The organism is Nocardia sp. NPDC060249, from assembly GCF_042728755.1.
In the GTDB taxonomy this organism is placed as follows: Bacteria; Actinomycetota; Actinomycetes; order Mycobacteriales; family Mycobacteriaceae; genus Nocardia.
In genome coordinates this window covers 394643-418697 of the sequence record NZ_JBHXAQ010000002.1, presented here as the reverse complement: position 1 = coordinate 418697, position 24055 = coordinate 394643, and the positions used below count along the sequence as shown (strand labels likewise).

The 24055-nt window shown below is 69.0% G+C and carries 24 protein-coding genes; 10 read left to right on the top strand and 14 right to left on the bottom strand.

The window, feature by feature from the left end:
* Nucleotides 1–9 precede the first annotated feature (9 nt).
* The 3 genes from ACFWFP_RS09560 to ACFWFP_RS09550 are packed head-to-tail and all read right to left on the bottom strand — an operon-like array spanning nucleotide 10 to nucleotide 3810.
* Entirely contained in the window at nucleotides 10–957 is a 948-nt protein-coding gene (locus ACFWFP_RS09560) for an ATP-binding cassette domain-containing protein (protein WP_379294283.1), read from the bottom strand.
* Nucleotides 954–2273: a glycosyltransferase gene (locus tag ACFWFP_RS09555; protein WP_379294282.1), complete on the bottom strand. Its 1320-nt coding sequence runs from the start codon at nucleotides 2271–2273 to the stop codon at nucleotides 954–956. Before ACFWFP_RS09555 ends, ACFWFP_RS09560 begins: the two co-directional genes overlap by 4 nt.
* Nucleotides 2274–2277: 4 nt before the next feature.
* Nucleotides 2278–3810: a condensation domain-containing protein gene (locus ACFWFP_RS09550; protein WP_379294281.1), complete on the bottom strand. Its 1533-nt coding sequence runs from the start codon at nucleotides 3808–3810 to the stop codon at nucleotides 2278–2280.
* 784 nt (nucleotides 3811–4594) lie between these two features.
* Between ACFWFP_RS09550 and ACFWFP_RS09545 the strand changes: the two genes are divergently transcribed.
* Both ACFWFP_RS09545 and ACFWFP_RS09540 read left to right on the top strand, forming a co-directional pair.
* The gene (locus ACFWFP_RS09545) at nucleotides 4595–5161 is read left to right on the top strand and encodes a hypothetical protein (RefSeq protein ID WP_379294280.1); all 567 of its coding nucleotides are present in this window, start codon (nucleotides 4595–4597) and stop codon (nucleotides 5159–5161) included.
* Nucleotides 5162–5239: 78 nt separating this feature from the next.
* Nucleotides 5240–5641, top strand: coding sequence for a YybH family protein (locus ACFWFP_RS09540; protein WP_379294279.1), 402 nt, complete (start codon nucleotides 5240–5242; stop codon nucleotides 5639–5641).
* On the opposite strand, the gene ACFWFP_RS09535 is transcribed toward ACFWFP_RS09540, so the two are convergent.
* Entirely contained in the window at nucleotides 5642–5983 is a 342-nt protein-coding gene (locus ACFWFP_RS09535) for a hypothetical protein (protein ID WP_379294277.1), read from the bottom strand.
* 185 nt (nucleotides 5984–6168) lie between these two features.
* Here ACFWFP_RS09535 and ACFWFP_RS09530 point away from each other — a divergent pair, with 185 nt between their 5' ends.
* Nucleotides 6169–6888, top strand: coding sequence for a 2'-5' RNA ligase family protein (locus ACFWFP_RS09530; RefSeq protein WP_379294276.1), 720 nt, complete (start codon nucleotides 6169–6171; stop codon nucleotides 6886–6888).
* Here ACFWFP_RS09530 and ACFWFP_RS09525 read toward each other — a convergent pair.
* The 8 genes from ACFWFP_RS09525 to ACFWFP_RS09490 form a co-directional block, all read right to left on the bottom strand.
* Nucleotides 6878–7216 (bottom strand): 4Fe-4S dicluster domain-containing protein, encoded by a 339-nt coding sequence (locus ACFWFP_RS09525; RefSeq protein ID WP_379294275.1) that lies wholly within the window; start codon nucleotides 7214–7216, stop codon nucleotides 6878–6880. The genes ACFWFP_RS09530 and ACFWFP_RS09525 overlap by 11 nt on opposite strands.
* Nucleotides 7213–8805 carry an FAD-binding protein gene (locus ACFWFP_RS09520; RefSeq protein WP_379294274.1) on the bottom strand — a complete coding sequence of 531 codons (1593 nt, stop codon included), beginning with the start codon at nucleotides 8803–8805 and terminating at the stop codon, nucleotides 7213–7215. The genes ACFWFP_RS09525 and ACFWFP_RS09520 overlap by 4 nt, the downstream gene beginning before the upstream one ends.
* 93 nt (nucleotides 8806–8898) lie before the next feature.
* Nucleotides 8899–9834, bottom strand: a complete 936-nt coding sequence (locus ACFWFP_RS09515; protein WP_379294273.1) for a TauD/TfdA dioxygenase family protein — start codon at nucleotides 9832–9834, stop codon at nucleotides 8899–8901.
* A gap of 108 nt (nucleotides 9835–9942) precedes the next feature.
* Nucleotides 9943–11283, bottom strand: a complete 1341-nt coding sequence (locus tag ACFWFP_RS09510; protein WP_379294272.1) for an LLM class flavin-dependent oxidoreductase — start codon at nucleotides 11281–11283, stop codon at nucleotides 9943–9945.
* 13 nt (nucleotides 11284–11296) lie between these two features.
* The gene (locus ACFWFP_RS09505) at nucleotides 11297–12190 is read right to left on the bottom strand and encodes an ABC transporter permease (RefSeq protein ID WP_379294271.1); all 894 of its coding nucleotides are present in this window, start codon (nucleotides 12188–12190) and stop codon (nucleotides 11297–11299) included.
* On the bottom strand, nucleotides 12183–13046 hold the full coding sequence (locus tag ACFWFP_RS09500; protein WP_379294270.1) for an ABC transporter ATP-binding protein: 864 nt from the start codon (nucleotides 13044–13046) through the stop codon (nucleotides 12183–12185). The genes ACFWFP_RS09505 and ACFWFP_RS09500 overlap by 8 nt, the downstream gene beginning before the upstream one ends.
* Complete coding sequence (locus ACFWFP_RS09495; RefSeq protein ID WP_379294269.1) at nucleotides 13043–14125, bottom strand: ABC transporter substrate-binding protein; 1083 nt, start codon at nucleotides 14123–14125, stop codon at nucleotides 13043–13045. The genes ACFWFP_RS09500 and ACFWFP_RS09495 overlap by 4 nt, the downstream gene beginning before the upstream one ends.
* Nucleotides 14126–14449: 324 nt before the next feature.
* Nucleotides 14450–15190, bottom strand: coding sequence for an IclR family transcriptional regulator (locus ACFWFP_RS09490; RefSeq protein ID WP_379294268.1), 741 nt, complete (start codon nucleotides 15188–15190; stop codon nucleotides 14450–14452).
* A gap of 211 nt (nucleotides 15191–15401) precedes the next feature.
* Between ACFWFP_RS09490 and ACFWFP_RS09485 the strand changes: the two genes are divergently transcribed.
* From ACFWFP_RS09485 to ACFWFP_RS09455, 7 genes are read left to right on the top strand one after another with little or no spacing between them, the layout of a single operon-like run.
* Nucleotides 15402–16499, top strand: coding sequence for an ABC transporter substrate-binding protein (locus ACFWFP_RS09485; RefSeq protein WP_379294267.1), 1098 nt, complete (start codon nucleotides 15402–15404; stop codon nucleotides 16497–16499).
* 4 nt (nucleotides 16500–16503) lie between these two features.
* Nucleotides 16504–17514: an ABC transporter permease gene (locus ACFWFP_RS09480; RefSeq protein ID WP_379294266.1), complete on the top strand. Its 1011-nt coding sequence runs from the start codon at nucleotides 16504–16506 to the stop codon at nucleotides 17512–17514.
* The gene (locus ACFWFP_RS09475) at nucleotides 17508–18359 is read left to right on the top strand and encodes an ABC transporter ATP-binding protein (protein ID WP_379294265.1); all 852 of its coding nucleotides are present in this window, start codon (nucleotides 17508–17510) and stop codon (nucleotides 18357–18359) included. The genes ACFWFP_RS09480 and ACFWFP_RS09475 overlap by 7 nt, the downstream gene beginning before the upstream one ends.
* Complete coding sequence (locus ACFWFP_RS09470; RefSeq protein WP_379294264.1) at nucleotides 18356–19810, top strand: PLP-dependent cysteine synthase family protein; 1455 nt, start codon at nucleotides 18356–18358, stop codon at nucleotides 19808–19810. Before ACFWFP_RS09475 ends, ACFWFP_RS09470 begins: the two co-directional genes overlap by 4 nt.
* Nucleotides 19807–20517, top strand: a complete 711-nt coding sequence (locus ACFWFP_RS09465; RefSeq protein ID WP_379294263.1) for a YcnI family protein — start codon at nucleotides 19807–19809, stop codon at nucleotides 20515–20517. Before ACFWFP_RS09470 ends, ACFWFP_RS09465 begins: the two co-directional genes overlap by 4 nt.
* The gene (locus ACFWFP_RS09460; protein ID WP_379294262.1) at nucleotides 20517–20714 is read left to right on the top strand and encodes a hypothetical protein; all 198 of its coding nucleotides are present in this window, start codon (nucleotides 20517–20519) and stop codon (nucleotides 20712–20714) included. The genes ACFWFP_RS09465 and ACFWFP_RS09460 overlap by 1 nt, the downstream gene beginning before the upstream one ends.
* Entirely contained in the window at nucleotides 20707–22536 is a 1830-nt protein-coding gene (locus ACFWFP_RS09455; protein ID WP_379294261.1) for a copper resistance protein CopC, read from the top strand. The genes ACFWFP_RS09460 and ACFWFP_RS09455 overlap by 8 nt, the downstream gene beginning before the upstream one ends.
* 98 nt (nucleotides 22537–22634) lie before the next feature.
* Here ACFWFP_RS09455 and ACFWFP_RS09450 read toward each other — a convergent pair whose 3' ends face one another.
* Nucleotides 22635–22796 carry a hypothetical protein gene (locus tag ACFWFP_RS09450; RefSeq protein ID WP_379294260.1) on the bottom strand — a complete coding sequence of 54 codons (162 nt, stop codon included), beginning with the start codon at nucleotides 22794–22796 and terminating at the stop codon, nucleotides 22635–22637.
* Nucleotides 22797–22851: 55 nt separating this feature from the next.
* Nucleotides 22852–24051, bottom strand: a complete 1200-nt coding sequence (locus tag ACFWFP_RS09445) for a peptide synthetase (RefSeq protein ID WP_379294259.1) — start codon at nucleotides 24049–24051, stop codon at nucleotides 22852–22854.
* Between the last annotated feature and the right edge of the window lie 4 nt (nucleotides 24052–24055).

Below are 24055 nucleotides of genomic sequence, written 5' to 3'. Positions count from 1 at the left end.
TCTTTCGGATCAGGCGGCGACGCGGTCGGTGCCGGTCAGCGCGAGGAAGACCTCGTTGAGATCGGGACGGTCGACAGCGAACCCACGTAGTGCGATGCCCGCGGCGCGGCAGGCGGCGACAATATCGGCGGCGGTGCCCGCATCGGTGAGCGCGACGGTGAGCATGCCCGCCGACGACCCTTCGGGCGCCTCGCCGGTGAGCTCGACGATGATGGCCTCCGCGTGGGCGGACTGGGTGGGGTCGGCGAGTTCCAGGCGCAACACCTGATCGCCGATGGAGGACTTCAGTTCGGCCGCGGTGCCCTCGGCGACGATCGTCCCGCGGTCGATGACGGCGATCCGGTCAGCCAGCGCGTCGGCCTCTTCGAGGTACTGCGTGGTCAGCAGAACGGTCGCGCCGCGGGCGACCAGACGCCGGATCACGCCCCACATCTTGTCGCGGGTGTGTGGGTCCAGGCCGGTGGTCGGCTCGTCGAGGAAGATCAGCGGCGGATCGGTGATCAGTGTCGCCGCCAGATCGAGCCGTCGCCGCATACCACCGGAAAACTGGTTCACCGGCCGGTCGGTCACCTTCGACAGCTCGAACTCCGCGAGCAGCTCGGCACTGCGGCGTGCGGCATCACGGCGGGACAGCCCGAGCAAGCGCCCGAACAGCCGCAAATTCTCACCGGCGGTGAGGGTTTCGTCGACCGAGGCGTACTGGCCGGTGAGCCCGATCATCGAGCGCACGGCGGTCGCGTCGCGTGCGATGTCGTAGCCGAAGATCTCGGCGGAGCCGCGATCGGGACGGACCAGCGTCGCGAGCATGCGCACGGTGGTGGTCTTGCCCGCGCCGTTGGGGCCGAGCAGGGCGAAAACCGTCCCCGCCGCGATGGTGAGATCGACGCTGCCCACGGCGGTGAAATCGCCGTAGGACTTGCCGAGACCGGCGGTGCGGATGGCGATATCGGTACTCACAGTTGCCTCCCGGCGGAATGGAGCAGTTCAGGGGCGTCCGGTGAACCCAGCAGCGCCTCGACGGCATCGGCGGCTCGCTCGACACCGTCAGTGGTGAAACCGGCGGCCCAGGACGCCGCGCGCCCGATCACATCGGGACGCGAGACCTGATCGAGAAGTGCGTCGAGGCGTTCGGCGGTGAGCTTCTTCGCGGGAATCGTGGCCGCGAGACCGAGTCGCTGCAACGCCTGGCCCCAGTAGGGCTGGTCGGCCTGGACCGAGCAGATCACTTGCGGCACACCCGCTCTCAGCGCGGCCGCGGTCGTCCCGGCGCCGCCGTGGTGCACGGCCGCGACGCAACGAGGCAGTACCCGAGCGTGATCGACCTGACCGACGATCGCGACGGTCTCCTCGAATCCGGCAGCGATCGACGCCCAGCCCGACGCGAGCAGCAGCCGACGGCCTCGCCGGGCGCACACCTCGCGCACCATGGCGACGAACGTGACCGGGTCACCGACATCCATGGAACCGAACCCGACATAGATCGGCGCGGTGCCCGCAGCGAGCCACGACTTGAGATCGCCGGTTCCGGTCGAGGTGAGGGCGGGTTCGTGGCCGGCGGAACGCGTCGCACCGGCGAGGAATCCGTCCACATCGGTCAGGAATCCCGTGAACGGCCCCGGCATCTGCTGACGAACGCCAGGGAAAAGCCGCGGGTCATAGGCCTGGATTCGCGCAGTCGCCCTGCCTTCGGCGGGCGCTACCGATGACGCTGTCGCCGCCCGAGCGGGGGGCGCCCCGGCCGGCAGAACCGGAGCCAACGCGGCCGCACGTGCCCGGGCCAGCACCGACCACCCCCATCGGTGCACGAACCCGGGAAGCCGGTCTGCCCAGCGCACCGGCGCGACCGGGACCGCGGTGTTCGGCTGGATCGGGAAGAAGTGCACCGCCGCGAACGGCAGTCCGTGCGCCCGCGCCACCGACTCGGCCACCTCCTCGCCTGCCATCCCCGCGACCACCAGATCGTGTCCGGGTGCCAGTGCGCGCAGGTCGTGCAGCTGCTCGGGCACTCCACGCCGTTGCAGATCGAACAGCGCCCGTAGCCGGGCGCGCGGATCGTGGCTGGTGAACCGTCGATCGGTGCGCTGCGCCACCAAGAGGTCGGCGGTATCGCAGCCGAACGGCACCGCCGCAATCCCATGGTCATGGGCGAACGAGACGAGGTTCGGTGCGAGCGCCAGGGTCACGTAGTGACCGCGCTCCCGCAGCGCACGAGCCAGCAGGATGCCGGGTTGGGCGTCTCCTCGGCTGCCGGTGAAGGCCAACAGTGGGCGCATCCGCTCACCCCGCCTGCACGGCGACACGCAGCGTGTCGGCGCGCAGTGCTCGCGCATCGCTCGGCAGCGGTGCTTCCGCCACGGCCGACGGCGACAGTCTGTCGGCCACCGCACCCGCAGGAACCGCTGCGCAGGGCTGTCCGGCGCCACCCTGGTCGACCGCCGGATCCGCGTGCACCGCGGCCGTGATCGACGACAGTGCCTGACCGAACGCGGTCAGGAACTCGTCCATGACCTCGGCGGGGAAGCCGGCGGGATACCGCGTCGACACGTACAGGCCGTCGGCCGCGCGCACAACCCACAGGAACACCTCGTCGGCCGAGTACGACTCGGCCCGCAAGGTCCGTCCGCGCAGGTCGGCGACCAGTTCATAGCCGGGCAGTACGCGGATGTCGAGGAAGGAGATGCCGAACCGGGGCGTCTCGGCGACATCGAGCAGGTCGAGGACGCGCGACCAGGAGGCGTCGTTGGCGGTGCGCGAACGACGCAGCGCGGCCCGCGTCAGATCCATGGCTCCGGCGATGCCGATGCCGGGGGTCAGCGCGATATCGACCGGGACCACATTGACGAACCAGCCCATCGACTCCAGCCAGCGCAGGTCGGGGCGGGTCGCGATCGGCATCGCGGTCCGCATCCGGTCCGCGCCGAATCGCTGCTGATTGGCCACCGCCAGCGCGGCGAACACCGCCACCGACATCCGGTGCCGTACCTGGTCGAGGACCGCTTCGATCTGCTCGAGTTCGGGGAGATCGAGCACCCGCCGCGACACACTAGGCTGGGGCAGATCCGCGCGAGCGGGACGCTGGGCCTGCGGGGCGAAGCGCGGCATGGCACCGTCGGCGAGGAATTCGCGCCACGTCGCGACCGCGGGCGAATCCGGCCCGAGTTCGGCCGCGCTCGCGCGCTCCAGGACGGCGAAGTCGGCCGCGCTGCCGAAGGTGACCGACTCGCGCGACGCCTCGCCCGCCATGACCTCGCGGTAGAGCGTGCGCAGCTCGAGGATCAGGATGGCCTGTGCGTAGGCGTCCATCACGGAGTGATCGGCCGCGACGAGGACCGTGAAGTCAGCGGTGTCGGCGTGCTCGACCGTGGCGGCCAGGCAGTGCGGCCACACCAGTGGCGACAGGCGCTCTTCCAGTGTGCCGCTGAGGAATTCGTTGATCAGAGTGCCGTCGGTGCATCCGGCTACGGGCTGTTCGGCGATATCGACGGCGGTGGGCGCGGCGACGAGCCTGCGCGGCTCGCCCGGCGATGCGATGGTCACCGTGGTGCGCAGACCCTCGTGCCTGGCATGCCAGCGCCGCAACGTCTCACGCCAGGTGGGACCGTCGAGCGGGGCGTCCATCTCGAAGACGGTGCCGATCCAGCGGCCGCGACCGGGCAGCGGATCGGTGGGATCGACGCTCGCGCAGTAATCGGCGTGCACGCTGGTGAGCGGGCGCTCGTCGGGCTGCCACGCGTCGGCGGCGAGCTCGGGCGTCCACATCGACAAAGCGCCTGAACGGATGTCGAATTCGGACAGGTGGGTGTATTCCATGACCGGTTCACCTCGTGACGAATGCATGCCGAAGCGGCGGAAGGATGGGGGAGGAGAACACCGCACTGTGTCACCTGATGCGTTGAACTTCGGCGGTGAAAACATTTCCGTGAAGCCTCGGCGAGATAGATCGTATATGTGATTCCGCTGAGAGCAGCATCGTGATGGGCATCACGGTTTAGCTGAACAAAACTCTGCCGCCTGCTGCTATTCGCGATCGAGGCATGGATTCACCTGTCCTGCATCAGGGTTGGAAGAGTGCGTATTCGGGTACGCAATTGTCTGCCGATATTTTGTTCATTCCGGATGGGATGATGTTTGTAGGCACCATCACACTGTCGGCAGCCGTCTGTGCAGATGCGTTTCCCTGGCGTTCACCTGGCAAGATTCAGATGGGCATTTCGCTATATGGCGACCGGTGCATCCGATGATCGCCTGCCGGATTCAACCGGTCACGGCGATCGGGCTCGTCATCGGAGACCATCATGGGTGCTGTCATCTGTCCGTTATCACAACGTTGCTCACTCGATGCCGGTTGCTATGGTGAACGCGCGAAGTGTTCGTTCGGATGTGAAGGAAGACAATGGGAAGCACTGCCCTCGACATCATGGCGCTGGTCCTCAACCGCGTCACCGAGTTCTGGAACTGGATGGCGACCGGATCGTCGGGATTCCCGCCGCTGTGATCGGCTGACATCACGTGGTGTCTGTGAAACCCCTGGAGGCCGTTGGCTTTCGGGGGTTTCACCGTTGGCGCGGGTGCGCGTCGATCGTAGAGTGGGCTGATGACGACAGCGGGGGCGGTTCAGGTGCCACGGCGATGGTCGGTGGCGATGCGGGTCACCACCGGGGCCACGCTGGTGTCGATCGCGGTGATGTTCGTGGTCGATGCCACGCACATCGACGTGCTCGGCTGGGTGTTCGCGGTGGTGATGCTGCTGGCCTGCGGCCTGTCCTGGATGATTCTGGCGCCGATCGGGTGTGCTCGGTACCGGGAGTATCGGGCCGTCGTCGTCGCACCGGTGGTGGTGATCGTCGGGCTGGGTCTGGTGCGGCTCGACGTGCCGGAAAAAGTGGGGTGGTGGATATCGGCCGCCTCGATGACCGATGCCGCGCAGAGCTGCGAGGAATCCGAGGGTGAGTGGTTCGGTGTCATTCGGACCTACTCGGTCAGGTCCGGTGACGGCGGGTGCCGGTTCACCATCGATGACATGGCGATTATCGGCGGTCTGGCCTATTTTCCACCGGGTACGCCGCCACCGGATCACGGCGGTGCGGGATATCAGCCCGTTTATACGCCCTATGACGGGAATTGGTACCGATTCGCGGTGACGATGCACGACCACCCCTGACCGCCGTGCCGAGGGCCCGATTCGTGTCGGACCCCGGCGTTACCGTTGTCGCACAACCCGAGTCGAGGGAGGGTGGCGATGGCCGAGAAAGTACGCGAACGTGCGCAGCGCCCGGAGGATCTGAGCCGGCTGGTGGTCGAGCGATTGAACGCCGGTGATGTGGACGGACTCGTCGAGCTGTACGAGTCCGACGCGGTGCTCGCACTGCCGGACGGGGTCGTCGCGACGGGCGTGGACGAGATACGGGCGGCCTACGCGCGGCTGGTCGCCGATCGGCCGGTGTTCCAACCCGGGCATCAGGCGCCCGCTTTGCTGGCGGGCGATCTGGCGCTGACGTCGTCACGTCTGCCCGGGGGCACCGGTGCGACCGTCGAGGTGGCGCGCAGACAGCCCGACGGGAGCTGGCGCTGGATTCTCGATCAACCGAACGCGCCCTGGGTGGTCAGCGAATCGGTCGAGCGATCGAACGTGCCCGGATGATCAGTTCGGGTTCAGCCCGGTCGCGAAGACGACGACGACCTTGTCGTCGGTCACCTCGCTGACCCGCACATCGGTACCGTTGCTGGCCTGCGACTGGCCGACCGGAACCGTGATCTGCTGGCCGCCGACGCTCAGGGTGACCAAGTCACCGTTCACGGCGACGAGTTCCACGTCGATACCGAGAACCGAGGCTTTGGCGCTCACTCCACGGTCGAAGGTGACGGTGCACCCGCTCACGCTGCATTCGGAGGTGGTGCCCGGCCCGGTCATGGTGCACGCGGAAACGGTGAGGGGAAGCAGGAGGGCGAACGCGGAAAGCGTGATCAGCCGTCGAACAGGCATGGCAGTCAGTGTAGTGCGTCGAAGGCGCAACGGAACGGTCTCGCCAGGTTGTCCGCCGGTCACACCGGGAATACCGTCGCTGTGAGGTAACTGGCATCGCAGCATCGGTGCCGATCGTGTCGGGCGGACGACCGGCCAGCCGGGTGTTCACCCGCGGGTCGGCCGAGATCGGGAGGTGGCGCACGATGATCGCGAGCGAGATGACTGTCGCCAGTCGCTGGTGGTGGCGTCCCGGGTGGACGCCGGGTCGTTCGTTCTACAACTGGCAGATCACCCCGACCCAGCCGGTCGCCGACAAACTGGTCGAGATCTTCGCGCCCACGCTGTCGCGCCTGCCCGACCTCGAACAGGTCGACGCCGCCCGGCTGCGCATCGGCGTGCAGGGCATCGGGTTCGCCGACGGGGTCAAAGGAGTGCACCTGGCGGCGCTGGTGGCGGGCGCCCGCGACCTGCTCGCCGAGCTCGCGCCGTTCCAGCTCGCCTTCGGGCCGCCCGAGGTCACCGCCGAGACGATCCGGTTGCCGATCACCGTGTCGGAGGAACTGCTGCGGGTGCGCGCGGATCTGACCGACGCGCTGACCGACGTGTGGATCCGCGAGCGGATCCCCGATTTCGGTGAGCCGCTACGGCCCTACCTGGCGCTGGCCCACGCCATCCACCCGTCACCGGTGCGGGAGATCCGCACCGCGCTCGCCGAGGACGGGTTGGCCGACTTCGCCCTCGATGACACGATCTCGGCGGTGTCGATGGTCGAAATGCAGTGCGAGGACGGACGATACGACTGGTCCGACATCAGCACCGCCGAGCTGTTGCGCGAGCCCGACCCGGTCGTCGAACGCAGCGTGTTCGACGACCCGCTGTTCGGTCCGCTGCCGCACCCGACGGGCGCCGCCCTCAGGAGTTGAGCCGGGGCGGCGGCGCGCCGTGCGGAAGCCGCGGCCCTACCGCGAGCTGGGCACCGGCAGTGCGCCCGTGTCCCCACCCGAGCTTTTCCCGATATCGACCGATGTGCTCGGTGGGGACCGTCGCGTCCGGCGGCAGCGGGGTCACCTCGGGCGCGACGTAGAGTGCGTCGGTGGGGCAGTACGCCTCGCACATGAAGCAGGTCTGGCAATCGGATTGCCGTGCGATAACCGGAATCCCGCCGTCGACGCGGTCGAAGACATTGGTGGGGCAGGCCGTCACGCATTTGTCGCAACCGATGCAGTCCTGCGCGCGCAGTAGTTCGATCACGACGCCACCGCCAGACCCGAGTTGCGGGCGTCCGACGGATCGACCCACGGCCGGTCGAGACCGCCCGAGTGCAGGTGGTGGTGCTGTGCCGCGTCGAGGTCGGGATGGTCGGCGCGCTTGCTCATGCCGCGAGTCTCGGTGCGCGCCAACGCGGATCGGTACATGAGACGTCCGACCGCGGTGATCGCCGCCGCCTGCCGGGCCCTGACCCGCTCCTCGCCGGTGCCGCCGCCGAGACCGGCCGCCGCGGCGTCCCACAGTTCGTCGAGCCGAGCCAGCGCGGGGCGCATCAGGTCACCGTGGCGCAGGTAGTTCTTCTCGAAGGGGATCAGCTCGTCCTGCGCGGCGGCGACGACTTCGGCCGCGGTCAGCGAGGGTGCGTCGCCGGGGTGCAGGCCGACTCCGCCGATGCCGTGTACCGCGCCGGTGGATCGGGCGGCTGCCACGGCGTGTTCGGCGGCGCCCGTGCCCGCCCAGCTTCCCGACGACATCGCCCACGCGGCGTTGTGGCTACCACCTCCGGTGAAACCACCGCAGATGCGTTCGCGGGTGGCCGCGTCCCCGGCGACATAGAGGCCGGGAACCGTTGTCGCGCAGTCGTCGTCGATCACGTCGATGCCGCCGGTGCCGCGCACCGTGCCCTCGGCGAGCAGGTCGATCTCGAATCGGTCGGTGAACGGATCGATGCCGCGCCGGTCGAACTGCAGGAAGAAGTTCGGCTGACCGACCCGCATCTGTGCCTGCACGGTCTCGTCCGCGCGATCCAGCTGGGCGAACACCTTCTCCTGCAGGAGGGTTCGGGCGATCACCGAGCGGCCCTTCGTCGACCCGGCCTCCTCGAGCACCCTGCCGTCCTCGCCGAAGAAGGTGGCATAGCCGTAGTAGGCGGTCTTGGTGATGGTGGAACCCTTGGGCACGATGGCGTAGGCGTTGGAGAACTCCATGCCGGAGAATCGCGCGCCGGCCTCGGCCGCCATCAACGCGCCGTCGCCGGTGTCGACGTTGGTGCCGAGCGCGCGCGAGAGGAACGCGCAACCACCGGTCGCGAGCACGACCGCTCCCGCGGTGATCCGGTAGTCCCGGTCGAGCTGGCGCTGATAGCCCGCCGCGCCGCGCACCGCGCCTGTCTCGTCGACCAGCAGTTCCAGCGCGGGGGAGTGATCGTGGACCTGGACGCCGAGCCGGGTGAGCCACGCTCGCATCCGGCGCATGTACTCCGGGCCCTGGACGCCCGTTCGCAGCTGCGCACCGGTGGCCGGGTCCACCGGGAACGGGTAGCGGCCCTCGACGGCGAGCCGGTTCATGTTGGCATAGGTCTGGTCGAGGACGCGGTCCATCCAGTAATGGTCGGCGAGGTAGCCGCCGAGGGCCTCCCGGCTCGCTTTCGCGTTGGCGCGGGCTTCGGCCTCGGGCGCGACGTACCACACGCCGGTGCCGGACGGCGCTGTGGCGCCGCTGGTTCCGCAGTAGCCCTTGTCGACGAGGATCACCTCGGCGCCTGCCTCGCGGGCGTGGATCGCGGCCCAGGATGCCGCGGGACCGCCGCCGATGACGAGCACGTCGGTCCTGGTGTGCCACGGTTCGGTCATTGTGTGCTCCTGTGTGTGTCGCGCGGGGAGGTGGGGGCCGGCAAGGGCCGAGGGTGCGGTGCCCGGCCGAAGGCGCGGGCACCGCAACGGGTCTCAGGCGCCGGTGAACTTCGTGCCGGCGATCGGGGTGGACGACCGGCCGTCGACGCCGACGGGGATGTCGCCCTCGAGGGTGGTGCGGTAGAGGACCCGGGTGACGTCGAGATGGTCGAGGTCGCTGGGGGCCAGGTGCGCGGTGGCGCGGTTGTCCCAGAACGCGATGCTGCCCTTGCTCCAGCGGAAGCGGACGGTGTAGGCGGGATGGGAGATCTCGTCGAACAGCAGCTGCAACAGGGCATCGCTCTGCGGCGGGGTCAGCCCCAGGATCCTGGTGGTGAAGCCGGGGTTGACGAACAGCACGCGCTCACCGGTCACCGGATGGACGCGCACGACGGGGTGTTCGGTCACCAGCGGTGCGGCAGCGATCTTGCGGGCGTATTCGCTGCCCGCCTCCCACGGCGGGATCCGGCCACCGAAACGGTGTTCGGCGCGCAGTCCGTCGAGGAAGGTGCGCAGCGATTCCGGCAGACCGGCGTAGGCCGCGGCCAGGTTGGTCCACTGGGTGTCGCCGCCGGTCTCCGGCGCGATCTCGGCACGCAGGATCGACGCCGCGGGCGGGTTGATCAGCGGCGAGACATCGGTGTGCCACTGGTTGGTGTAGCTGAACTTCTTGCGGCCGAACTTCTTCTCGTAGAGGCGACTGTCGACCGCGAGGATCTCGGGGTGCTCGGTGGGCGCGTCGTCGTCATAGGGGTGCGACGGGGTGACCGCGCCGAAGCGGCGGGAGAACGCGATCTGTTCGGTGTGCCCGATCCGTTGGTCGCGGAAGAACAGCACCTTGTGCCGGTGCAGCGCCGCGGTGAGCTCCTCGACCTGGGAGTCGGCGAGTTCCTCGCGCAGATCGACGCCGGTCACCTCGGCGCCGATGTGGCCCGCGACCGGGGTGATCTCGAGAGCGGTGACGACGCTGGGGTTTTCGATGGTGGTCATGTCGGTGGTCCTTCGTGGGAAGTCTGTGGCCGGGGTGCGGGACTGCTCACCTCGGACAGGAGCTGCTCACCACCCGCATGAACTCGATGTCGAGACGCCGGGTGTGCATCAGGCGCTCACCCGTGAGTCCTGCTCGGCGAACTGGTTGTCCACCGGGGCGAGGCCGTAATGACCACGCAGCGTGGTGGATTCGTAGTCGGTGCGGAACAGTCCACGTTCCTGCAGGATCGGCACCACGCGGTCCACGAACTCCGCCAGGCCGCCGGGCAGGTAGGGCGCCATGATGTTGAACCCGTCGGCCGCGCCCGCGTCGAACCAGCTCTGCAGCTCGTCGGCCACCTGCTCGGGTGTGCCGGCGAAGGTGCGGTGACCGCGGCCGCCGCCCAGCTTGCCGATGAGCTGACGTACCGTGAGGTCCTCGGTTTCGGCCAGTTGCTTGACCAGCGTGAACCGGCTCTTGCCGCCCTCGATCTCGCTCTCGGCGGGCAGCGGCGGCAACGGTGCGTCCAGCGCGTGTGCGGTGAGGTCGACGCCGAGCATCGAGGAGAGCTGGCGCAGTGCGTAATCGGGCGAGATCAGGTCGGTGAACTCCTGTTCGAGCGCCCTCGCCTCCTCGGCAGTGTCGGCGATGAACGGCACCAGCCCCGGCAGGACCTTCAAGTCGTCGTGTGCGCGACCGTATTTCGCCAGGCGGGACTTGAGATCGCGGTAGAACCGCACGCCCTCGTCGAGGGTGCGCTGGGCGGTGAACACGGCTTCGGCACGGTGCGCGGCGAACTCCTTGCCCGATTCCGAGGATCCGGCCTGCACCAGCAGCGGCCTGCCCTGCGGTCCGCGCGGTGAGTTGAGCGGGCCGCGCACACGGAAGCGCTCGCCGGCGTAGTCGAGGGTGTGCACCCGGCTCGGGTCGGCGAAGACGCCGGCCTCGGTGTCGAGCACGATCGCTTCGGCTTCCCAGCTGTCCCACAGCGCCAGTGCCACGTCGACGAACTCCTCGGCGCGTTCGTAGCGACGGGCGTGCTCGGGAATCGCGTCGAGCCCGAAGTTGTAGGCCTCGTCGACATTGCCGGAGGTGACGATGTTCCAGCCCGCCCGGCCCGCGCTGATGTGGTCGAGCGAGGCGAACTTACGCGCGAGATTGAACGGTTCGTTGTAGCTGGTGGACGCGGTGGCGATCAGGCCGATCCGCTCGGTGACCGCGGCGATCGCCGACAGCAGCGTGATCGGTTCGAACACGGTGAGGGTGTTGCGTTCGATCCGGGGTCCCACGGCGAGTGTGTCGGCGAAGAACACCGAATCGAGCTTGCCGCGCTCGGCGATGCGGGCCAGTTCCTGGAAGTGCCGCACGTCCAGGACGCGCTGTTCGTCGGTGCGGGGATGGCGCCACGCGGCCTCGTGGTGGCCGACACCCATCAGAAAGGCGTTCAGATGGAAAGTCCTGCTAGCCATGGTGATCTCCTGATCAGGCATTGGTCGGTGAGGTGCGCCAGCGCGAGAGCCGGCGTTCCAGAGCGACGAGGGCGAAGTTGAAACCGAGGCCGATCAGCGAGATCGCGACGATTCCCGCGTACATCTGCGGAATCTGGAAGTTCTGCTGCGCGGCGGTGATGAGATAGCCCAAACCGGCGCGCGCGCCGATCATCTCGGCGGCGATGAGGACCAGGATCGAGCCCGCCGCGGCCATCCGGATGCCGGTGAAGATGGACGGGATCGCCGCGGGCAGGATCACCTTCTGGAACAACCGCAGCGGCGAGAAGCCCAGCGATACCGCCGATTTCACGAGCAGCGGGTCGACGGTGCGGACACCGGTGATGGTGTTGAGCAGGATCGGGAAGAACGTGGCGTAGCCGATCAGGGCGATCTTCGAGGTCTCGCCGATGCCGAGGATCAGCACGAACACCGGCAGCAGCGCGAGCGCGGCGGTGTTGCGGAACAGTTCGAGCACCGGATTGAGGAAATCCGAGACCGGCTTGTACCAGGCGATGGCGATGCCGACCGGGACGGCGATCACCAGGGCGAAGGAGAATCCGGTGACCGACCGGGTGAGGCTGGCCGAGGTGTGTTCGGCCAGTTGGCCGTTGCCCGCCAACTCGAAGAAGGCCTGCACCACGGTGGAGAACGGCGGGAGGAACACCTCGTCGACCAGTCCGAACCGTGGCGCCAATTCCCAGGCGCCGAGCAGCAGCGCGAAGGCGAGCAAGGGTTTGGCGATGCGAAGGACAGCGCTGCCTGCCGAGCCGACCGCTCGGCTGAACGCGGAGCGAGCGGCAGGCGCCGCGGTGAGGGTAGCCGGGGGCGCGACCGGTTCGGCGGCGACCTCGACGGGGCGGACGAGCAGGGGGACGGCGCTAGACATGGGCGGGACTCCTGTCGGTGGACGCGACCGCCGCGGCGGCCGTGCTGTCGTCGGCGGCGAGTTCGAGGCGCTGGGCCCGGCTCACCTCGCTCTGCAGTTCCGTCCAGATCCGATGGCGATAGCCACGGAACTGTTCGCTGGAGCGGACATCGATATCGCCGCCGCGGTCGATGTCGATATCGATCACGGCTTTCACCCGGCCGGGACGCGAGGTGAGCACCGCGACGCGCTGGCCCAGGTACACCGCCTCGTCGATGCCGTGGGTGATGAACAGGATCGTCTTGCCGGTCGTGCGCCAGATCCGCAGTAATTCGTCCTGCAACGACTCTCTGGTCTGCGCGTCGAGGGCGGCGAACGGCTCATCCATCAGCAGCACCTCGGGGTCGAAGGCCAGGCTGCGGGCGATCGCCACGCGCTGCTTCATACCGCCGGACAATTCGTGCGGGTACCGGTCACCGAAACCGGCCAGGCCGACCAGCTCCAGGTAGTGCTCGGCGATCGCCTTGCGTTCCTTGCGAGCGATGCCTTTGGCCTCGAGGCCGAACTGGATATTGGCGCGGGCGGTACGCCACGGCAGCAGCGCGTACTGCTGGAACACCACACCGCGGTCGAGGCCGGGACCGGTGATCGGGGCACCGTCGAGCAGGATCTGCCCGGAGCTGGGCTTGCTCAGTCCGCCGAGCAGATCGAGCAGCGTGGATTTGCCGGAGCCACTCGGCCCGACCAGGACGAGGAACTCGCCCGCCTCGACCTCGATGGAGATGTCGTCGATCGCGGTGAACTTCTCGTCGGAGCCGCGCACGGCGAACTGTTTGCCCACCGATCGCAGCGCGAGTTTGGCTGGGTTGCCCGTCATTTCGCGGCCACCACCTCTCCGGTCGGGCCGCTCGTCGGCTGGTAGGTGCCGTTGGCGTAGGGGTTGTCCTTGTTGGTGAACAGGTCCTTGGCGATGATCTTGCCCTTGGGCAGTTCGCCGTTGCGCTCGAGCCAGTCGATCCAGATCTGGATCTCCTTCTCCGCGATCACCGCTCCGGGCACCGGAATGCCGAGGCTGCGCCAGTAGTCGAGCAGCTTCAGGTTCTCGTTGCGTCCGCGCTTGTTGATGATCTCGGTGAACTTCGCGACGACCTCATCGCGCGGGGTCAGTTGCAGCCACCGGGTCGCCCGTGCGGTGCCCTGCACAAAGTCCTTGACCGCCTCGGGGTTCTGGGCGATGTAGTCCTTGCGGAAAACATAAGTGCCGTAATCGAATTCGCCGAAGATGCCGGTGTCGGTGAACAGCGGGCGCAGGCCTCCGCGTCCGACCGCGGTCTCGCGGTACACGCTGTTGAGCGCCCCCACATCGATCTGCCCGCTGCGCAGCGCCTCCTCGGTGTTGACCGGCGGCACCACGATCAACTGAACCTGCTTGATCTCGGCCTCGCTCAGGCCCTGCTGGTGCAGCCATTCACGGGTGACGAACTCGTGGTGCGCGCCGAGGGTGTTGACGCCGACCTTCTTGCCGATCAGGTCGCGGGCGTTGGTGATGCCTGCGTCTTCGCGCACGAAGTAGCCGGTGAACGACTTGGCATCGGAGCCGTAGGAGCTCAGCACCGCCTGGACCGGCGCACCGCCCGCGGCGAGCTTGACCACGGCGCCGTTGAACGCGCTGCCGAATTCGACCTGCTTGGTGGCGGCCGCCTGGATGTTGGCCGGGCCACTGGTGGTGTCGCCCTCCCACTGAAAGCTGATCTTGGTGAAGTAGCCCAGGTTGTCGGCGAGCTCGTACGGGGTGACCTGTCCGGTCTGTCCCTGGTAGCGCAGCACGGTCTTGCCGTCGGCGGTCGTCGCCGCATCGGTGCCGCCGCACGCGGTGACGACCGCGAGGACGGCGGGTGCGACGAGCGCGGCGGCGAGCGCACGCAGCGGACGTCGTCGGAAGGTATTGGACAACATGGTTCGCGAATTCTTTCTGCGGCATGGCAGGACCACGCGACGGGCCACCACGGGCGCACGCCGCGACGATCCGCACACGAAGGGCGGATTGACGGGGGAGGAGAGAAAGGAGAGATCGGCGACGGAGGAATGCCGCCGCTGTTTCAGCTGCGACAGAATCCGGGGGACAGGCGCATCAAGTCCACCGTACGGCGGCGGACGAGCGCGGGGGATTCGATCATGAGAAGACTTTCGTGAAGCGGGATCGGCGTAGGGGACGCCGCCTGTATTCAATAGTGCGTCAACAGATAACGGCTCGGCAATACTGTTTCCACATCGTGAAAATCATGGTGCGTCGAATCCCTCACCTGCGGCCGCGGTATGGAAATAGGGGCCGATGCGCACCGCGATCTGATGCATGGCGGGCAACACGGCGCGAACCAGATCGCGGTCCAGGCGCACCGCGCGCGCCTGCACGCCGAGTGCACCCCACACCTGCCGATCCGGGCCGAGGACCGGGACGGCGATCGCGCGGATCGGTTCGTCGCTGTCGATCTCCTCGATGGCATATCCACGCCGGCGAATGGTGTCGAACAGTTCGCCGTTGCCGCGGTCGAGTCCCGCCGCGGCGTGCGCGAGCAGCGCGTGACCGACGGCGCTGGTGGTCAGCGGTCGGCGCTCCTGTGGAATCTGGTTGTGGCAGAAGTGGATCGGTGGCCGCGCCTGGAACACGGTGAGCGCTTCGTCGGCATCGGCGACACTGAGACTGACGGTGATCTTGATGCCGGCGGCCAGCGCGTACAGGTGCGGCGCCGCGTCGTCGAGCCCGAGCCGCGACAGCGCGGGCCGTGCCAGGCATGCCAGCCCGTGCCCGATCCGGTAGCGGTCGGTCGCCGGGTCCTGCTCGAGCAGTCTGCCGCGCACCAGCGCCTGCGCTAGCCGGAAGGTGGTGCTCACCGGCAGCCCGGCTCGCTGCGCCAATTCGCTCAGCGACAATTCGGGGTCGCCACCCTGAAAGCAGTTCAACACGTATACGGCACGGTCGACGGCTTGTGCGCCGGAACGGGGTGGTTCGGTCGCGGTCATGGCGGCCTCCTACTCGACGACGTGCCGAGAACTATCGCCATCGCGCTATCCAGGCGCAATGATTCGGCGCACGGGTGCGAGTAATTCACGAGGCGTCGATCGAATCCGGGTGAGAACAAACCTGTCGACGCGGTGCGGCTGCGAGGAATCTGGAACGTGCACGCGCGGCTGAGGGTCCGCGCCGAATGGTGCGCGGAGAACGAGGTTTTCGATGAGCAATTCCGAGCCGGGTGACGCGGTGGCCCCCGTGGTGGACACGTCTCCCGAGGACGAGGATCTGACCGCGCCGCCCGAGCCGCCCAGTGCGGGGCTGTCGCGGCGCACCCTGTTCGCCGGCGCGGGCGCCGCGGCGGCGGTGGTGGCCGGCGGCGGGCTCGCGGCCTGGCTGACGACTCGCCGCACGCCCGGTACGGGTGGGGTGAACCGGGCCATCAAGATCGGGCACGGTGGTGGTATCTGTGAGGCGCCGCTGTTCGCCGCGCTGCACCAGGGGATCTTCGACAAGCACGGCCTGACCGTGGAGGTCGTCAAGACCGGCGGCGGCGAGATCAAGGACGCGGTCGGCGCGGGCAAGCTCGACGCGGCACCTGGCATCTTCTTCTCCTGGCTCAAGCCCATCGAGCAGGGGATCGACGCCAAACTGGCGGCCGGACTGCACGAGGGTTGCCTGCGCATCGTCGTGCCGCCGGACAGTCCGATCACCTCTGTCGCGGAGTTGCGCGGCAAGCCCGTCGGTGTCGGTGCCATCGGTGACTCGGCCATGTCGTTCTTCTCCCTCGACCTGCTCGACGCGGGCCTGAACCCGAGCGAGGACGTGGACTGGCGGGTCTTCGACACCGACCAGTTGCCCGACGCGTTGGCGCGCGGTGAGATCGTCGCGATCGCGGCGAGTGATCCCATCGCCCTGCTGCCCACGTTGAAGGGCAAGGCACGAGAACTGACGAACAACTCTCAGGGCGTGAACAAGCAGCACTACTGCTGTGCCACCGCGATCAACGGCAGGCTGCTGCGCGACGATCCGGACGTGGCGCGAGCGCTGGTGACGGCGTGGGCGGAGGGCAGCCGGTGGGTGGGCGCCAATATCGCCGGCGCCGCGGCGTTGCAGGTTCAGCACAAGTACGTCGCGGCCGAACAACCGGTGGTGGAGTCCATTCTGGCCACCTACGGTTACAACCCGTCGGCCGCCAAGCTCAAGGCCGAGATCACTCCCGGCATCGCGAAATTCGCCAAGACCGGGTATCTCGACCGCAAGACCGACCCCGAGGTGCTGGCGAACAAGGTTTATGTCGATCTCGGCCTGAAGTGGTGAGACATTGACCACGACTGTCACGCCGGTGGTCGCGGGGCCGGCCGTACGGGCGACCCCGCGCGCGCTGCGGTATCCGCCGACGCCGGGATTCGCTGTCACCTGGGCGATCTGGGCGCTCACCGCCGTGCTCACCTCGGTGATCCCCGATCGGCTCGACGCCGCCGATCCCTTCGCTGCCGGGCTGCTGTTCACGGGCGTCACGGTGGTACTCACCGGGTGGGCGATCGCGGGCTACCGGCGCGCCGCCACCGCGGCGTCGCTGCGGGAATGGACGCCGTGGATCGGCGTGCTCGGCGCCTGGGTGCTGGTGTGGGAATGGACGACCGCCAAGACCGGGTGGCTGGTACCACCACATTTCGCCTCACCACAGCACCTGCTGCTCGCCTTCTCCGAGGACGCGGGAATTCTGGCATCGAGCACCTGGCACTCGGTGCTGCTGTTGCTGACCGGATTCGCCATCGGCGCCGTCGCCGGTTTCGGCACCGGGCTGGCGATGGGCTGGTCGAAAGTGGCATCGTACTGGGGAAATCCGTTCCTCCAGTTCCTCGGACCGGTGCCCGCGGCGACCCTGCTGCCGCTGGTCCTGGTGCTGTCGCCGTCGACCTACTCGGGCAGCGTGTTCATGGTCGCGTTCGGTGTGTGGTTCCCGGTCGCGGTCCTGACCCGCGCGGGCGTCGCCGGAGTGGCGCGGGGGTACTTCGATGTCGCCCAGACCCTGGGCGCCACACCGCGTTTCCTGATCTGGCGGGTGGCGGTGCCGGGTGCGCTGCCCAGCATCTTCACCGGGCTGTTCATGGGACTCGGCGCATCGCTCGGGGCGCTCGCGGTGGCCGAATTGCTCGGTGTCCGTGACGGTCTCGGCTGGTACATCCAGTGGACCAAGGGCTGGGCCGCCTACCCGCGGATGTACGCGGCGATCATCATCATGGTGCTGGTCTGCCGACTGCTGATGTTGATCTTGTTCCGGGTCCGTAACCGGGCCTTGAGCTGGCAGAAGGATCTGGTGCGATGGTGAACGGTCTACTCGCGGGCAGCGCGGTCGACATCGAGGGCGTCTCCCACCAGTTCGATGTCGCGGGCCCGCGCCGTCGCGGTGTCCTCGACCGGGTGCTCGGTCGACCCGTCCCGGCGCCGACCCGCGCTCAGGAACTCGGCAGACTGCGAGTGCTCACCGAGATCAGTCTGCGCATCGAGCCGGGCGAGTTCGTCGCCTTCCTCGGCCCGTCCGGCTGCGGCAAGTCGACCCTGCTGCGGCTGCTGGCCGGGCTCGACCGACCCTCGCGCGGCAGCGTGCGGGTCGACGCCGAGCAGGTGCGCGGGCCGGACCCGCACCGAGCGTTGATGTTCCAGGACGCGACGCTGTTCCCGTGGCGCACGGTGGCGGAGAACGTGGCGCTGGGTCCGCAGGCTCGTGGCACCCTGGCCGCCGACCGCGACCGCATCGAGGAAGCGTTGCGGCTGGTCGGTCTCGACAGCTTCCGTGACAGTTTGCCCGCGCAGCTGTCCGGCGGTATGGCCCAACGGGTTTCGCTCGCGCGGGCACTGGTGAACCGGCCGCGCCTGTTCCTGCTCGACGAGCCGCTCGGCAAGCTCGACGCGCTGACCCGCGCCACCCTGCAACAGGAGATCTCCCGGCTGTGGCAGGCCGAGGGCTTCACCGGGGTGCTGGTCACCCATGACGTCGACGAGGCGCTTCGCCTGGCCGACCGGATCGTCGTGTTCTCCCCGCGGCCCGGGAAGGTGATCGCCGAACTGCCGGTGGCACTGGAACGTCCACGTGATCACGACGACCCCGACTATCTGCGACTGCGGCGGGAAGTGCTGCGGTTGCTCGGCGAGACAGGAAGGTCGGCGGCATGACCATCGACATCGAGCACACCCGGCGCACCGCGACGGTGTTCGACTCCATCGACCAGGCCGTCGGGCACACGCCGCTGGTCCGGTTGAACCGGATCACCGACGGCATCGCCGCCACGGTGTACGTGAAGCTCGAATACCTCAATCCCGGTGGGAGCGTGAAGGATCGGGCGGCGCTGTTCATGCTCGACGCGGCCGAGGCCGCGGGCGAGCTGCGGCCAGGTGGGGTCGTCGTGGAGGCGACGTCGGGCAACACCGGGATCGGGTTGGCCGCGCTCGCGGCGGCCCGTGGTTATCGCACGGTGGTGGTCGTGCCGGACAAGTCGAGCCGCGACAAGATCGCGCTGCTGCGGGCCTACGGCGCCGAGGTGCACGTGACACCGGGCGGTCGTCCGGTCGGGCATCCCGAGCACTTGCGCAGTGTCGCACTGCGGTTGGCCGAGGAGATCCCCGGCGCGTGGTTCGCGGGCCAGTACGACAACCCGGCCAACCCCACCGCTCACCGGGAAACCACCGGTCCCGAGATCTGGGCTCAGACCGGCGGCGGTGTCACCCACTACGTGGCGGGGATCGGCACCGGCGGAACCGTCAGTGGCACAGGGGAATTCCTGAAGGAGGTCTCCGGCAGCCGGGTCCAGGTCATCGGAGCCGATCCCGAGACATCGGTGTACGGCGGCGGCGACGGGCGGGCCTGGTATGTCGAGTCGGTGGGCCACTACCGGCATCCCGACACCGAACTCGACGAATGGCCGCAGTCGTACCACACCGAGGTGATCGACCGGATCGAGCGGATCTCCGACGGGGAGTCGCTGCGGGTGCTGCACCGGTTGGCCAAGGAGGAAGGGCTGCTGCTCGGTGGTTCCTCCGGCACGTCGATCGCCGCCGCGCTGCGGGTGGCCCGCGCGCTCGGGCCCGACGACGTGGTGGTGGTGATCGCGCCCGACTCGGGACGCGCGTACCTGTCGAAGTACTTCGACGACGGCTGGCTCGGGCAGTACGGGTTCGCGTTGCTCGCGGCCCATGATGAGCTGACGGTCGGTTCGGCGCTCGGTGTGGTCGAGGGAGCCCGCTCGGCCGGAGCGGGCTCGTCGGTGCTCGGCGAGGCGCGGTTGCTCCCGTCGACGACGACCGTGTCGTCGGTGCGCGGGGAACTCGCTTCGCGCCGGTCGCTTCCGGTCGTCCTCGCCAGGCAGACCGCGGGACCGGTCGTGGTCGCCGAGGTGCTCGGCACCGCGACCCAGGCTCGGCTCGTCGGCGCTGCGGACGGAGATCCGATCGGCGCGCACCTGGATCCGCCGCCGGCGTTCGCCGGCACCACCGAGCCGGTGGGAGCCGCGGTGACACGGCTCGCCGACTACCACGGTGAGGTGCTGATCGTGCACGAAGGTCGGGTGGTCGGTGGGGTCGACGCCGCCGCGTTCGTGGCTCACCTCGCGCGCGCGGAGGCGTCATGAGGTACACGAGGTGGGCCGCGCTGGGGGCGGCGGCCGGTGCGTCGGTGCTGTTCTGCACGCCGGCACAGGCCCATGTGACCGCAGTGGCCCCGGACGCGGTACCCGGTGCCTATACCGTGGTGACGCTGCGGGTACCCACCGAGTCCGCGACCGCGAGCACGATCGGCCTCGAAGTGGATCTGCCTCGCGATCATCCGCTGGCAGTGGTGCGCAACGAGACGACGCCGGGCTGGGACGTGGCGTTGCGGCGGACCCGCCTTTCCGCGCCGATCGACAACGGGCACGGCAAGCAGATCGATGAGGTGGTGTCGACGGTGGCGTTCACCGCCCGGGCGGGCAGCGGGGTGGGGCCGGGCGAGTTCGCCGAATTCCGGCTGCTCGTCGGGCCGTTCCCGCAATCCGGAGTCCTCACCTTGCCCACCCGGCAGAGCTACAGCGACGGGACCGTGGTCGCCTGGATCGAGCAGAGCCACGACGGCACCGAGGCGGACAAACCCGCTCCGGAGGTTCGGCTCGCCGGTGCGGAACACGCAGGGGCACACGGTAGTTCGCCTGCGACAGCCTCACCGACGACGGCGCGGGCAGGTGGTGGCTGGGCGGGGTCGACGGCGCTCGGCGTGTCGCTGGTGGCACTCGGTGCGTCCGCGGCGGCCTTCGTCCGTGGCCGGCGCGCGCATCCGGCAGCCGACGCGACTTCGGCGCAGTGATGGCCACGGTGGCGATGGGCGGCGAAGACTTCCGCTGGGGTGGGCGCCGGTGGCGGGATCTGGTCGCCGCGTTGACACCGAATCGTCCGGCGGTTCCGCCTTCGAGCTCGCCGAACGAACCGCGGGAGCGGGAACCGGAATGGGAAAACGCGCTCGCCGCTTCGGTGTTCGCCTGGACGGCCTTCCTCGGTGGTTGATGCCGTGCGAGCCGGCGGCGGCGCGAGCGCGGTAGGGCATCGTCGGTCACCGTGCGCGGTCGGCGGTACGCCCCGAGCGCCGTGGACCAGCGCTGCCCCGGGGCGTCATCGGCTGCGCTGGACGGTGGTCGTGTTCGCCGCGCTCGTCTGGACGCTGGGCGCGGTGGGCGCCGCCGCGGCGCATGCCGTGCTCGTCGGCACCGATCCGGGATACGGCAAAGTGCTGGTGCCGGGGCAGGACCGGGTGTCGGTGACGTTCGACGAAGCTGTCACCGTGGCGGAATCGGGTCTGACGGTGCTCGACCGTGACGGTGTGCGGGTGGGGATCGGCGAGATCCGCTACGCCGACAACGATCACACCGTGTCCGGCGCGCTGCCCGCCGAGCTGGCGGACGGGACCTACCTGCTCAGCTGGGTGATCCTGTCCGCCGACGGACACACCGTCGGCGGCTCGAGCGTGTTCGGTGTCGGCGTCCCGCCCGACACCACTCTCACCGCGCCGCCGCCGGATCCACTGTCGGCCGCACTGGACACCATGGTCCGGTTGCTCACCGCCCTCGGGCATGTCGGCATCGTGCTCGGTGTCGGGGTGCCGGTGGTCGTGCTGCTGTGCGGTCCGGCGGCCCCCGCGCTGGTACGGCAGCTCGGTGTCACCGGCGCGGTGACGATCGCCGTGACGTCCGTCGCGGTTTTCGCGATCACACCGGGTCGGCTCGGTGGAACGGCGGGCTGGGCGGATCCGTCGGTGTGGGGCAGTGCGTTCACTTCGACCACCGGCGCCTCGGCGCTGATCCGCGCCGTCGGAGCGCTTGTGCTCGGCATCGGACTCGTCCCGATGGTGCGGGTGATTGCTGCGCGGTCAGCTCGGGGAGTCGGTGATGATGCGAGCGAGGACCGGCACTCGCCGCCACCGAGGCTTCCGGCGTTTCGACGGCTTTTCGGTCCCGGAGCGCCGAACATCACCGCGGCGGGCAGTCGAATTCCGGCCGCTGTCGCTCTGCTCCCGGCGACCGTGGGCGCGCTGATCGTCCTGGTCGCCTCGGCGGCTTCCGGCCACGCGGTGTCGGGCCCGAATCGTGTTGTGGCCGTGGCGAGTACGACCGGACATATCGCAGCCGTGGCGGTGTGGGCCGGTGGCATCGTCGCGGCCCTTCTCGTCTGGCGTGGCAGCGAACGCAGCGCAGCCCTGCGTCGTTTCGGTGCGCTCGCGATCGCCGCCGTCGTCGTCCTGGCGGTGACCGGCACCGTGCAGGCGTTGCGCGCGGTGGAACCTCTTGCCGCACTGTGGACCACCAGTTGGGGCCGACTGCTGCTGGCCAAGCTGGTCGCGGTGTTGCTCGCTCTGGTCGTCGCGGCGCTGATCCGCCGCCACCTGAGCAGAGGCGAATTTCGTCCGGTCTGGCTTCGCGCGGAATCGGCGACCCTGGGTGCGGTGCTCGTGATCAGCGCCGTGCTGGCCGGAATCACGCCGGCCCGAGACGCCTACGACCCGCCGGTTCACACCACGGTGACGCTCGGCCCCGTCCGCGCCCTGCTCGATGTGGACGGCACCGGTGCCGGCGAACAACAGCTCACCGTGCGCGTCAGCGACGCGAACGGAACTCCCCTCGACGTCCTCGACCTCACCGGCCGGCTCACCCGCGACGACAACTCCCTGCCCCTGGACATCGAGTTCCGCCGAGTCACCCCCCGCGACCTCGCCCCGGACTACTTCCTCGCCGAGACCCGCATTCCGGTCAGCGGCGAGTGGCGCCTGCGCGTCACCGTCACCGTCGATCGCAGCACTGCCTACGCAGCGACGGTCCCGTACCGCGTCTGGTAGACGTCAGGGGAGTGCGGTCGCGTCGATCGAACGGCGGCGCTGCGCCGGGTGGCGCACTGTCGAGCTGGTCGGTTCGACAGCGGGGTGGTGGTGGCCGGTCAGTCGTCGGAATCGTCGTCGGCCGGGCGCGGGGTGACGGCGCCGGTGACGCGGATGACGCCCGCTTCGAGGTCCAAGTCGAGGTGGGGTTGGCCGTTGGAGTCTCCGCTGCCCTCGTTCTGCAGCTTCTTGCCTGGGAAGAGTTCGCCGATGATGCCCACAGCGTCCAGGATAGTCGCGGTAGTGACCTGGTCGCCGGGGCCGGGTGGGTGGCTTCTACTGCTGGTCTGCCGGGCTCGGGGTGCGAAGTTCGGCTTCGAGCATGGCGACGATGCGATCGAGCAGGGCTTCGAGGCGGGCCTCGATACCGGCGCCGTTGCGTGCTGACACCGTCAGATCGGTGTGGCCGTCGAACTCGGTCAGCCCGAACAGCAGGGGCATGGCGATGCTGTGCTGGGGCAGGACGAACAGTCCGGTCGGGCGGAAGCCGGGGACGGCGAGTTCGTCGGCGGTGAAGCGGCCCATCTGGGAGACGGTGGCCGAGGCGAGGTTTCGGCCGAGGCGGGCGCCGAGCCAGTTCGTGGTGCGCAGCACGCCGCGGTTGATCGGGTCGGGGACCAGGGTGATGCGCGTGTTGGCCAGCTGATTCAGCTCGCGCCGTTCGTGCAGTCCGGTCTTGATCTGGTCCTTGATCGAGGTCCAGTCGCGGCCGGGTTCGATGTCGAGGAACAGCGGGAGCGCGAGGTTGGCGGTGGAGCGCAGCGCCGGGTCGTGGCGACGGAGGTCGACGGGCATCATGATGCGCGAGGTACCGGGAGTCTCGGCGGCCAGCAGGGCGCAGACGCGGGCCAACGCGCCCGGACCGGCGGCCTCGATCCGGCGATGACGCAGGAGATGGGGCGTGAGATCGCGGCGCTGCCGGCCGCGGCCGACGGCGGTGCGGTAGCGCGGAACCATCGGAGTCGGCCTACCGGGAGCGCCCACCTTCGCGACGAGTTCCTGGTCGGCGATCGGATCGGGCTGGGCAACCGGGCCCTCGCCGCGCAGGGCGCGCAGCACATTCGTGGCCCACGCCACCATGCCGATGCCGTCCATGACGCCGTGGAAGACGCGGAAGATCAGCGTTGTGGGCGCGCCGGTGAGAAGCAGCACCTCGACGGTGGCATCAGGGGTCGGCCCGATCGCGCCGGTGAGGACGGGATCGGTCTCGAGCGCGGGGTAGCTCAGCCGGTGGCCGACCACGCGCACGGCCGGGGCGATGCCACTGTCGACCCACTCGTTGCCGTGCCGTCGCAGCCGCGCGCCGGGCGTCACCGCGGCGGCAGTGGTTACCGCTGTGCGCAATGCCTCCGGGTCGATGTTGCCCTCACCGGGAACCACCAGTTGCATGAGGAAGGGCGGTGCGAGCTCGCGCATGGGGAAATACATGCGCTCGGTCGTCGTCACCGGACGACGGAAAACTTTGCTGCCGTTCATGATT